Here is an 11,815-nt window from a genome sequence, read left to right on the forward strand (position 1 = left end):
TAGCTAATGGGGTTCTTATTCTGGTTATTGGAATTATAAGGTGGATTTTAAATTTCGTAAAAAAGTGAAGTGATGTTTGGTTATTCAAGTAAAGGGTGCTTTTATACAACAAGGAATACAATTAATAAGCCTAAAATATGAAAGGTTTCATGCCCTATCTTTAAGGTTTTTAACTAAAATCATGTGGAAATCATGTTAATTTATTAATAATTTTTAAGTAGGGAGGAAAAATGTATGAAACTAAGATTAACTTTAGTGATATTTTTGTCTTTAACCCTAATAGGATGTTCTAATACTACTCAGAGTGTATCGGAATATCCAGATTCTTCATTGAATCAAAATCAACAAACATCAGTTAAAAAGAATTATACCAAGGATGACGCAATAGCAACATTTAAGATGAACAGAGATTATAATAATTATGAAATCTTTGATTATATATTAGTGAAAGATGATAAATTACCAATGTTAAAGGCGGTTATTTCTTTTTACGATAAAACAGAAAATAATAGTTGCAATCTTGCTTTTATTTACGGAGATACGATTCAAAGAATAGGTTTTGCAGTAAATGAAGTAGATGGTGTAAAAACTTACGAAATCGCCGATAATAGTCGGTTAACTTATGTCGGGGATGGTACAGTAACAACATCAATTCTTAAAATAGAAACGAATGAAGTAATAGATTATAAAATTACTTTCTTATATGAAGAATCAACATCAACAACTAATTTTAATGTTGTAGCGGAGAAACTAACAAAATGAGTGGAGTTGACAAATCTATATTTTATAAAGTGATTGTGAAATTATACACTTAAACTAACGGATGCAATAGTTCAATAAGAAATAGGTGCATTATTACTAAAAAATAGAAATGATTTAGTTTGTAAGGTATTATCAATATATAGAATTTATGAAGATGTAGGATACTTTAATGAGATACATCTTCGTTCATGGTATAGGGCAAAGTTCCTCAAGTTGGGAGAAAACTATTTCTTACATGGGTGATACAACTCAAATTTCAAATCCTGATTTGTTTAACCTTTTGAAAGATAAAGAGCCTACTTACAACAATCTATACACCGCTTTCTCTGAATACATAGAAGAATATTCCGAGCCAGTTGTCCTTATTGGACTTTCTCTAGGAGCAGTAGTTGCATTGAATTATACGATTGACCATCCAAGTAGAGTTGACTCACTGGTTTTAATAGCACCACAATACAAAATGCCTAAAATGTTGCTTAAAGTTCAAAATACCATTTTTCGACTTATGCCAGAATCTCCTTTTCAGAAACTTGGTTCCAGCAAAAATGATTTTATTATATTGTCAAATTCTATGATGGAATTAGATTTTAGTAACGACTTAAAAAAGGTTCAGTGCAATACTTTGGTTTTATGTGGGGAAAATGATAAAGCGAATAAAAGGGCATCGGAGAAATTGGCAGATCAAATCGCAACAGCAGAAATTCGGACAATTATGGGTGTATGGCATGAAATAAATATGGAAGCTCCAGAAAATCTGGCGTCCATACTAAATGATTTTTTTAGAAAACATTAAAGGTAAATTCATTATTCTTATCAACCTTGCTTTTATTTAATTTTTTTATTCTTTATTGAACATCTCATTAAGTTTACATTTCTACTATTAGGTGCGATGATCCAGAAAGGGTTATCGCTTATTTTGTTGAAGTTATTAAGCTAACGGGCAGGTTAGTGGAAGAAGGGTATAGGAAGGAATATCCTTTGATTTTATGGAATATTTAAAATGATAGATTTTGAAGATATCGGTTCGTTGTATTTATAAAGATGTTAATTAAGGGATTTGCCTTTAAAAAAGAAGGAGGAACTTTTTATGCTGTTTATGATAATTGTCAAAGCCTCAAAGAATTCGGAAGCCGGAAATCTTCCGAGCCCAGAGCTCAGGGAAGCCATGACGATGTACAATGAGGAATTAGTGAAGGCAGGCGTGCGAATTATGGCTAAAGGACTTCATCCAAGTTCAAATGGGATTCGGCTTTCGTATCCAAAACAAGGAGAAAAGCCGCTGGTCACGGATGGCCCATTTACGGAAACGAATGAATTGATTGCTGGGTTCATACTAATTGATGTGAATTCGAGGGAAGAAGCCATCGAGTGGGCCATGCGGATGCCGGATCCACAAGGACATGGGGAAGGTCAGATTGAATTGCGTCAAGTATTTGAGGCGCCGGAGCTGACCGAGGATCCGGAAATGTTGTCCAAGGAAGCGGAATACGCGAGAAATCTGAGAAGGGAAGACGATTGTGACCCTCTCTAGACAACTTGTATCAAAAACTAACGGACACACCATATTTAAATCTAAACTAAATCCAGAATGGTTAATTTTTAACACTGATTTTACAGGGAAAGTTATGAATGTCACAAAACTGATGGAAGGATCAGCATTCTTATTAACCCCACATTAATTAACTATCTAGACAATTATTATTTAATGCGGAAACTAGGATGCATATTGACCAAATGTTACAGGAATCTGAGTGGGATGCTGATACAGAAAAAATACAGTAGCGCACTGCTTCATGGATTCATCATTGTTTTTTAAATTCAATCTAGGTAGTTGTTGCACGTGTCTAGTCAAGGGTATTAGTTATGCTATTTTACCATTGGACCAACTAGCACTATGGCAGTGCTCATTTTTAATACTAATAAAAAGATTTTTCCCTAGATTAGATCTGGTCGAATCTACTCATACTATCGATAGTAATAGCCGAATTTCCCAGAGGTGAACCACATTTGGAACTAATTTACCGAGCAGTTATTGTGTTTTTGGTCGGATTTTTATTTTTAAGGCTGTCAGGAAAAAAGGCCGTGGCCGAAATGCACTCGTTTGATTTATTGTATTTCTTTGTGCTTACGAATATTATCAGTACACCGATAGAGGTCAATAATCTCGGGAAAGCCATCATCTATTCTGGAATCACTTTTATTATTTATAAAATTATCGTCCGTTTATCCCTACATAATAAATTAAGATGGCTCTTATATAGCAGCCCTACTGTATTGATTCGTAATGGGGACATCGATCGAAAGGGACTGAAAAAGGTACGAATGCCTGTGAATGAATTATTGTCCCATTTGCGGATGAAAGGGTACATGGATACGCAAAATATCGCTATTGCCGTTATGGAGGATATTGGTGATATAAGTGTCATCCCTAAGGCTGATTACCGCCCTTTGCAGCCGAGTGATTTAAACTTACAGGTAAAAAAAGAATATGTGCCAATCCCACTGATCATGGATGGCCAAATTATTTCCCATAATTTAAAATACCTAAAGCTGAACATGGATTGGCTAATGACTGAAGTGAAAAAAATGGGGGAAAAAGTAGAGAATATCATGCTTGCCACATTTCAGGAAAATGGAAAATTATCTATTGATAATAATGACATCAAGGATCATAAAAATGACCCTAATTATTACAAGCCTGGAGAGGATAATTGATTAATTTCTCACCCCAACTCAGCATATTCCTGTTTTTTCGTAAATATCATTGATAATAAAATTTGTTCAGGGATGGGGAAAATAGCATTTCTTGATATTGAAGAAGTTCATTTCAAAGAACAATTAAATGTTTCTTATCTGAGGCATATTATCTTTCCTTGTACAGTCTTACCTCATTCTTATCATTTATTGTTCAAGAAGACAATTTTCTCTTGGATGCCTTTTGTTTTACAGGTACGTTATTGGTTAGTTTATACATCTATATTTATTTGTTCATTCTATAGTATATCTGATTTTCAACAATCGGGCGCAATTCCAGAAAAATTGCGCTCTTTCTTTAACTATAGGGCCAGATTACTGAGGGAATATTCTGAGATTGTAAAGCCTTACACTTAAACTAAAGGTTCAGGTTAGCTGAATAAGGAGTCCTTGTAGTAAGGATATGATTTATTAAATACATGCAAATTAAAGTGGTTATTAAGGATGGGCTTATCGAATAAATTCGTGACTATAACTAGGTTTTGGGTGATGAATAATTAAAATAATAAGGAGAAATTAAATGATAAAAATTGACGTAGATTTAGTTTCGAAGTTAATAAATTGCCAATTTCCAGAGTGGTCTAATTTGGAAATCAAGCCTGTTATAAAAAGTGGAAATGATAATAGAACATTTCACTTAGGAAAAAGTATGAGCGTTAGGTTACCAAGCGATAAAGCCTATGTGCCACAAGTTGAAAAAGAACAAAAATGGTTACCCATATTAGCCAAGCATCTTTCTACACCAATATCAGAACCAATAGCTAAAGGAGAGCCAAGTGAGGATTACCCATATCCTTGGTCTGTAAACAAGTGGTTGGATGGAGAGACATTAACTTTAGAAAATATAGATGATTTAAATCAATTTGCAATTGATTTGGGTAATTTTTTAGTTGAATTACAATCAATTGACACCAGTGGAGGTCCCTTAGCTGGGGAACATAATTTTTATAGAGGTGGAGATATTGCTGTATACGATGATGAGTTTAGAGATGCCATTAATAATATAAATTCTTTTAATAAACATATATTGAGAGAAATTTGGGAATTGGCATTAGCTTCAAAATGGGCTGGAGAACCAGTATGGGTCCATGGTGACGTAGCACCAGGGAATATATTAACTAAAATTGGTAAATTGTATGCGGTTATTGATTTTGGCATATTGGGTGTAGGAGACCCATCTTGTGATGCTGCAATGGCCTGGACTTTTTTTGATGATAGTACGAGAAAGTCATTTAAGAATGCATTGAATTTTGATGAAGAAACTTGGAATAGGGCAAGAGGTTGGGCTTTATGGAAGGCTTTAGTAACCTACAATTATAATAAACAATCAAACAAAACAATCGCAGATGAAACATATAGAATTATAAAAATAATTCTTAATGATTACGAAACTGAAAAATAAAGTCATTAAAATAGAACTTTATTTTGCACTAACAGGTGCATTTCAGTAATATGCAGGAACGTTTTTTTACTAAAAAGCAGGTTAGTTGAAGAAAAAATTGAAATAGAATTTAGTGGACCGGAACTAACAGATAAACAATTATGTAAGTTTTTAGAAGGTATTGCATCAAAGTGAGATAGATTTTCAGATAGCTTTTTGCTAACCAGAACGCTTGAAGAATGTACAATATTCCTTAATAACATTGAAATATTTGATAAATAATTCTAAATTTCATAATTAAGTTTGTGAAAAGTTGTACTTAAACTAACGGGGCAATTTAGTGGAACTTAAAGCAAATTAACGATTATTGAAATCCGAAATATCTAGCTTAATGTGGATTTATAACAAAGTTCAATGGTTTATAGGTGGATTTTTGATAATGTAGGATTTTTCTTATTGGCTTGGTTAAAGGTTATTGTTGATTTTTAGCATCCTGCTGATTGGAGCGGAAGGCGCGAGCTCCCCGGAAATGCTATCGGATTTCCTTCGTGCGGTGTTTACTCAGAGATGCTTATTCAAAGTCCTGCAGGAAAAGCGTAATCAGCGGGAGACCCAGCAGGTGCAAATGCACCGAGGAGCATCGGATCGCCCTCTGAACACTTGAGTACCTCGTGCTGAAATCAACGGGTAAATTTAACTGAGCCTTATTTTTCAGCATGAATCCCTTCTCTTGCTGCTCCACTTTCTAATTTTAAATTCATTGTGATGATAATCTGAGCAGGCGAATATAATAGTTTATTTAATAAATATCTTCTAAATCACCAATTGAAGACTAAGGAGGCCTGCAGGATGAGAATCGGAATTAATCTCCTCAATCTATCTCAAGACCGGTTTGGAGGGGTTGAACAATATATAACGCATTTAATTGGCCATATGGCTGACAGCCGGGAAAACCTTACCCTGTTCCTTTTTCTTAAGCGGAAGCTGAAAAACGTTTTTCCCCAACATGAAAAAATAAAAATAATTCAGTTCCGGAAGTTAATGGATTCTGCTGATGTTTATGATGCCATCAAAAAATGCAAGCTGGACCTTTGGTTTTGCCCATTGCACAGATCGTATCTCCCAAGTATCCCTGTTCCGACTGTGGCAACGATTCATGATGTACTTCATACGAAATATCCGGACTTTGTCCCCGGCGGATTAGAAGAGAATAATCGCTATTATGAACAATATACGGCTTCGTTCGATGCTGTCATTACAGTCTCGGATTTTTCCAAGGGTGCCATAGCCCGTCAGCTCTCCATTCCAGAGAGAAAAATTCATGTCATTCACCTCAATGCACCAGCCATATTTGATCAAGCACCAGCGAAGAACACAATGAAAGGAGTGAAACAAAAATATCAATTGCCCGAAACATACGCCATATATCCTTCAAGCTATAATCCGCACAAAAACCATCTGAATCTTCTAAAGGCCATTCTGATCCTGAGGGAAAAATACAATACCACCATACCGCTTGTCCTGACAGGCTATGCAGATAAAAGCAATGGAGTTTATCAATCTGTTTTGAAATTTATAAGAGAACGTTCTTTAGAAAAACAGGTATGGGTTCTGGGATACGTTCCCCCTGAAGAAATGCCTTCTCTTTATTGGAACTCCAGCTTTTTGGTCTTTCCTTCCCTATATGAAGGATTTGGCATTCCCCTGGTGGAGGCGTTTAAAACAAAAACACCGATCGTTTGCTCAAACAAGGGAAGCATCCCTGAAATCGCAGACATCGCGGGTCTTTATTTTAATCCTGAAAATCCTGAAGAGATCGCTTTAAAAATGATGGAGCTGTTAAATCCTGTAACAAGAAAACAGCTTAGCGAAAAGAGCAGTCTTCGGTCACGGCATTTTTCCTGGAAAAAGACTGCCGAAAAAACGCTGAAAGTTTTTCGAAGTGTGACCCGGAACTAATGAAGAGGAGGGGAATGATGAGAAAATTACTTGTCCTTAATATTTTCCCAACGGTTTTCCCGCCGACAAGTGGAGGCACATTGAGGTATTTTCATATTTATAACGAATTAAGCCATTATTATGATATTACTCTTTTATCCCAAACAAACAGTAAAAAGGAGAAGGTCGTCAAATACTCTTCAAGCTTTAGAGAATACAAAGCGGAAAGGGATCCTCTCTACTCGCAAATAAGACAGAAGCTTCATAATGCTGCTTCAGGCTATGAACTTCCTTTAATTATGTATTTGGAGCTTGCCAATTATCCTGCCTTATACAAAAAGTATTTTGAGAAGCTCTACCAATCAAGCGATATCATTATTCATGAAACCCCTTATTTACTGGATTATGACTTGTATTTCAGCAAAGATCAAAAGCCAAGAATTTATAACAGCCATAACCATGATTACTCACTGGCAAAGCAAATTTGGAAGGATGAAAAGGCGCGGGAATACCTTCCCCGGATTTATGAAGCAGAACAGCGATTAACTTCACACGCGGACTTGATTTATGCCACATCCGCAGCCGAGAGGGAGGAATTTATTAAAGATTATAGGCTGGATCCTCAAAAAATTAAGCTTGCCCCAAATGGAATCAATCCAGATGAATGGCTTCCGCGCAGAAAGAAGCCTGCCGGAAGGCCAAAAGCTCTGTTTATTGGAGCAGATTACCAGCCTAACACTCAGGCAGTGAAGTTTATCATTAAGCAACTTGCCGATAAATGTCGGGATATCGACTTTATCATTGCAGGCGAATGCTGCAGACCTTTTCAAGAGCTTAAGAAAAATAACGTAAAATTACTGGGCAGGGTTCAGCACAAAAAAAAATTAAAGCTATTTGCTGAAGCTGATATCTCTATCAATCCGATGTTTAGCGGTGCAGGAGTCAATTTGAAAGCGCTAGAATTTTTATCAGCAGGGATTCCCCTGTTTTCCACTTTATGCGGTGTCCGGGGATTAGAACTCATTGACCGCAAGCACTATATCCATGCTGAGGCAGAGGATTTCGCGGATAAGCTTAACCAGTTCAGCTGCAGACATAAATTTATGGAGGAGATAGCCGCATTCGGGCAAAACCATATTAACAGCCGTTTTTCATGGAAAAGTATAGCTAAAAAGATCCATAATGATATAGAAGAGATTTTTTCTGTTTAAGAAAGAATCTCTTCTATAGCCTTTTTCAATAATATTCCGGCCTTATCCCAGGTAAGATTCAGCATATCCAATCTTCCTTGCTGGCCTTTCTGTTTACACAGATTCGGATTTTCATAGGCCAATCTCATCTGTCTTTTTGTATCCTCCAGATCGGCTTCAGCCCACAGATGGTCCTCATGTTTAAAAAAGTGGGGGTATAGCCTCGATATGGCACTTTTGCTGCCCATGCTGTTTCTTGGATTCTCCAGCTTGTAATCTAGTAAAAAGGAATTTTGTTCATTCAAAAAGTCCATTTGTCCGCCCCAGCCTGTAGCTATGACTGGGATACCGCTTGATAATGCCTCCATATATGGGAGACCTACCCCTTCTCCCCTAGTGGGAAGAATGAATGCATTGCCCAGTGTATATAAACCTTTAAGCTGCTTTTCCGGTATAACGCCCGTTATTACATGCAGAGGGGCAGTTTCATTTGTAAACCCAAGACTTCTTTTATATTGCGAAATAGACTTTAATATTTTTTTACGATTGCTGCCATATGTTTTTATGACCAGCAGCACATTGTCTTTAGAAGTGAACTCGCTCCAATAGGCTTTCAGCAAAGTTTCAGGATTTTTCCTATGCTGAAAATCAAAAATTGAAACAAAAACAAACTTCCCTTTTGCTTCCTTTAATGAAAGCTTTTTGTTTCCAGGGTAAAATGCTTGTGTATCAGCCCCATGAGGAGCCAGAAACACAGGAACATTCACACCGCCTTCAATCATGGCATCTATGTTTTGAGAGCATGGTACGCATACCCCATCACATGCATTAATAACTGGAAGCCATGGACTCGGAATCTTTCCTGTTTCCCAAACAGTATTAAATAGGATCCGATCAAAATTTTTTCTCTCTTTTTTGATATCATCAATATTTCCAGGCGGACAATGATAAATTAATATTTTTTGTTTGTTTTTTTGGAATGGCTTTTCAATTAACTGCAATAATCTCTTTTTCTTGTTTTTATTGCTAAAATCATAGGGGAAATTCCAAGTATACGGCTGAATTATAAGATCAACACCAAGACGGTCTAATGCAAGAGCGTATTCTCTGCTTGCAATTCCATATCCGCTTGCATCAAGAACCGGCCCTCTCCAAACTACTTGATAATATGTCATTTGTACGCCTCCATCTCATCATTATTTAAGATAATGATTAATTCTTTTTCCTCCCAAACCTGATTTTCATAGTTTTCAAACACGTTTTCCATATAGTCTTGACGCATTGTAGAGTAGATGATAGAGACCATCTTTCCCGCTCTTTTATGATATTCTTAACCGTCTCTTCCCAGGAAGCAGTAATACGAATAATATCCTCTTCCTGCAGTTTTTCGCCCCATTGGACTTCTATAATTTCCAGAGGTGTAATGGCCTTTACAGCATGTTTTGCACCGACCGGAATTTGAAGGACATCTCCTGCTTTAATATAGACAAGGCGGCCATCCAAAATAAACTCCCCTTCTCCAGAGATGATTGTCCAAGTCTCCTGTCTGAATTGATGAGTCTGGTAGCTGATATTTCTGCCAGGTAATATTTTAAGCAGCTTGGAAAGGGACTCCATTCCTTCGCTAGTATAAGAAAAATCCAAAACTTTATAGATGCCCCATCTTTTTTCTTCATACATAGGCCGGGTTGTTTCAGCCATATGCTTTATAGCATTGCTCTTCTGCTTATCGGCAACCAGAATCCCGTCCGGGCTGGCAGCTATGATGCTATTAGAGATTGAAATGGCATGAATCGGAATGGACAGTTCATTGACAATCTGTGTATTTTTAGAGTCCTCTGATAGAGAACCTTTGCCGGAAACTGAACTCTCAAGCTGGCCGCTTAATGTCTCCCAGCTTCCGAGGTCCTTCCATAAACCAGAATAGGGAATTACAATCGACCTGCTGTTTTTCTCAGCGATCTCATAATCAAAGCTGATTTCAGGCAGAAGATCATAGTTTTTCAGCAGCTGGTTATAAGAAGTGGAAAGCCCCATTTTATTTAAATACTCAATCATAAAATTCAAAGAAAATCCAAATACACCGCAATTCCAAAAAGCATTCTTTTCTATCAGCAGCCGGGCTGTTTCTGTATCTGGTTTTTCTATGAATTGATCTATTGGAAGGCAGCCTATTTCCTCTTTTTGACCCGGCTTAGGGAGGATATATCCAAACTGGTCTGACGGAAACTGCGGCACAGCACCTAGCAGAGCAAGCTCAGCCTGCGATATATGCAGAATATCCGGAATGCTTTGCAGCAGCTTATAAAACAGGGGTTCCACATAGGAATCCACCGGCACCACACAAATGGTTTCCTCAGGACCGGCATAGTAATTGGAATGAAGGTACGCACAAGCTAAAGCAATAGAAGGAAATGTACCTCTTTGACTCGGTTCGCAGATGACGGGAATCTGAGTGTCTATTTGGTTTTTTATAATCTCCAATTGATTCTCACAGGTAATAATATATGTTGATGATAGAAGCCCAGCATCATCCAGCTGTCCGGAGACCCGCTGAATCATGGATTCAGGCTTCCCATGCTGTGTAGGCAGCAGCTTTAAAAACTGCTTGGCCCTAACTGAATTAGATAAAGGCCAAAGTCTTCGTCCCGAACCTCCAGAAAGCAATAGAATTTTCATATCTCAACCCCATTTTTAAGTAAATATAAAGCTGGTACTAGTATTCTATGGGGCTTATACAATAGTGGTATGGTCATACGAATCAAATTAGCTTACTTTTTAAGGTTCGGCAGAGCCTTCTTATTAAACAATTGGGCGCTATTGTGGATTATCCCCTTAGATTTAAACAACATTATTGTTATATTTTTAAGTGCGAAAAAATTTTGCACATCAAAAATTAAACAACTAATTTTAACCCCGTCTAAAAAAGTAGAATGGGGTTATCATGTTTGAGATTTTAAAGGAGAGTATGAGGGTGAAGATACAAATTGTATTATTTGAAGGATTTGGGGAACTTGTCGCTTTGGCACCTTATGAAGTTTTAAAGCGAGGAATCGAGGCAAGAGCTCTATTCGAGATTGAATTAGTCGCAAGTGGGTCTCAAAAAGAAGTCACCGCATCTTTTGGCGTTCAAGTGACGGTACATGATTTTTTACGTTTAGACAACAGACCAGATTTGTTAATCATCCCTGGCGGTGGCTGGAACCATAAAGCCCAACATGGTGCGAGACAGGAGGCGGAGAAGGGGGAGTTAACGCAGATCATTTCGGCTATGCATGACGAAGGTACGATAGTGTGCGGGGTTTGTACAGGTGGCATGTTGATGGCTGCTTCAGGTATTTTAAAAGACCAGAGAGTTGCTATGCATTATCTGGCGAAAGATGAACTTCCTAGATATGGAGCTGATTACTTAGGATATCGAATTGTTGATGAAGGTAGTGTAATCACATCTAGGGGAGTTACTTCAGGATTTGATCTAGGACTATGGATTATTGAGAGGTTTTCAGGAGCTGAGATAGCAGCTGCAGTTGAACATCGAATGGAATATGAACGAAGAGGTGTCGTTTGGAGAAAACCCGTAAATTAAGTATTTCCGTTTTTGTATGGAATAATGTTTGGGACAGTTAAAGTAACAATCGTGGGAGAGCGCTTGACTGGCAGTCAAGCGGTATACCATTCTAGACATAGTTTTTACCACTGTTCCTCAAATTGGCCAGATTTTTTAGTAACGCTTAGTAAGAGAAATGAAGATTGTGAAGAAATGTACTTAAGCTAAACCAGCTAATAGTTT

General features: G+C 37.2%; 10 protein-coding genes. 8 read left to right on the forward strand and 2 right to left on the reverse strand.

Annotated elements, in window-relative coordinates:
• The first annotated feature begins 234 nt into the window (after positions 1–234).
• From V7164_RS18930 to V7164_RS18960, 7 genes are all read left to right on the forward strand, one after another.
• On the forward strand, positions 235–762 hold the full coding sequence (locus tag V7164_RS18930) for a hypothetical protein (protein ID WP_335344346.1): 528 nt from the start codon (positions 235–237) through the stop codon (positions 760–762).
• Positions 763–931: 169 nt separating this feature from the next.
• Entirely contained in the window at positions 932–1,555 is a 624-nt protein-coding gene (locus tag V7164_RS18935) for an alpha/beta fold hydrolase (protein WP_335354907.1), read from the forward strand.
• A 294-nt stretch (positions 1,556–1,849) separates the two neighbouring features.
• Entirely contained in the window at positions 1,850–2,293 is a 444-nt protein-coding gene (locus tag V7164_RS18940; RefSeq protein WP_335344348.1) for a YciI family protein, read from the forward strand.
• 476 nt (positions 2,294–2,769) lie between these two features.
• A complete protein-coding gene (locus tag V7164_RS18945; RefSeq protein ID WP_335354908.1) occupies positions 2,770–3,477 on the forward strand; it encodes a DUF421 domain-containing protein in 708 nt (235 codons plus the stop codon).
• A gap of 559 nt (positions 3,478–4,036) precedes the next feature.
• On the forward strand, positions 4,037–4,918 hold the full coding sequence (locus tag V7164_RS18950) for an aminoglycoside phosphotransferase family protein (RefSeq protein WP_335348175.1): 882 nt from the start codon (positions 4,037–4,039) through the stop codon (positions 4,916–4,918).
• A gap of 828 nt (positions 4,919–5,746) precedes the next feature.
• The gene (locus tag V7164_RS18955) at positions 5,747–6,856 is read left to right on the forward strand and encodes a glycosyltransferase family 4 protein (RefSeq protein ID WP_335354909.1); all 1,110 of its coding nucleotides are present in this window, start codon (positions 5,747–5,749) and stop codon (positions 6,854–6,856) included.
• A gap of 14 nt (positions 6,857–6,870) precedes the next feature.
• Entirely contained in the window at positions 6,871–8,046 is a 1,176-nt protein-coding gene (locus V7164_RS18960; RefSeq protein WP_335354910.1) for a glycosyltransferase family 4 protein, read from the forward strand.
• Here the strand turns inward: V7164_RS18960 and V7164_RS18965 are convergent.
• Together V7164_RS18965 and V7164_RS18970 are read right to left on the reverse strand one after the other, a co-directional pair.
• Complete coding sequence (locus V7164_RS18965) at positions 8,043–9,200, reverse strand: glycosyltransferase (RefSeq protein WP_335354911.1); 1,158 nt, start codon at positions 9,198–9,200, stop codon at positions 8,043–8,045. The two genes, V7164_RS18960 and V7164_RS18965, sit on opposite strands and share 4 nt — an antisense overlap.
• Positions 9,201–9,237: 37 nt before the next feature.
• Positions 9,238–10,704 carry a sugar phosphate nucleotidyltransferase gene (locus V7164_RS18970; RefSeq protein WP_335354912.1) on the reverse strand — a complete coding sequence of 489 codons (1,467 nt, stop codon included), beginning with the start codon at positions 10,702–10,704 and terminating at the stop codon, positions 9,238–9,240.
• Between the two features lie 295 nt (positions 10,705–10,999).
• Between V7164_RS18970 and V7164_RS18975 the strand changes: the two genes are divergently transcribed.
• Positions 11,000–11,611, forward strand: coding sequence for a DJ-1/PfpI family protein (locus V7164_RS18975; RefSeq protein WP_335354913.1), 612 nt, complete (start codon positions 11,000–11,002; stop codon positions 11,609–11,611).
• Positions 11,612–11,815 lie beyond the last annotated feature (204 nt).

This window comes from Bacillus sp. JJ1474 (genome assembly GCF_036965225.1).
GTDB lineage: Bacteria > Bacillota > Bacilli > Bacillales > Cytobacillaceae > Cytobacillus.

What these genes read in the sequence shown, in the direction of transcription:
- V7164_RS18955 (WP_335354909.1), top strand. Translation starts at nt 5,747, where the DNA reads ATGAGAATCGGAATTAATCTCCTCAATCTATCTCAAGACCGGTTTGGA.
- V7164_RS18935 (WP_335354907.1), top strand. Translation starts at nt 932, where the DNA reads ATGAGATACATCTTCGTTCATGGTATAGGGCAAAGTTCCTCAAGTTGG.
- V7164_RS18950 (WP_335348175.1), top strand. Translation starts at nt 4,037, where the DNA reads ATGATAAAAATTGACGTAGATTTAGTTTCGAAGTTAATAAATTGCCAA.
- V7164_RS18940 (WP_335344348.1), top strand. Translation starts at nt 1,850, where the DNA reads ATGCTGTTTATGATAATTGTCAAAGCCTCAAAGAATTCGGAAGCCGGA.
- V7164_RS18960 (WP_335354910.1), top strand. Translation starts at nt 6,871, where the DNA reads ATGATGAGAAAATTACTTGTCCTTAATATTTTCCCAACGGTTTTCCCG.
- V7164_RS18930 (WP_335344346.1), top strand. Translation starts at nt 235, where the DNA reads ATGAAACTAAGATTAACTTTAGTGATATTTTTGTCTTTAACCCTAATA.
- V7164_RS18965 (WP_335354911.1), bottom strand. Translation starts at nt 9,200, where the DNA reads ATGACATATTATCAAGTAGTTTGGAGAGGGCCGGTTCTTGATGCAAGC.
- V7164_RS18970 (WP_335354912.1), bottom strand. Translation starts at nt 10,704, where the DNA reads ATGAAAATTCTATTGCTTTCTGGAGGTTCGGGACGAAGACTTTGGCCT.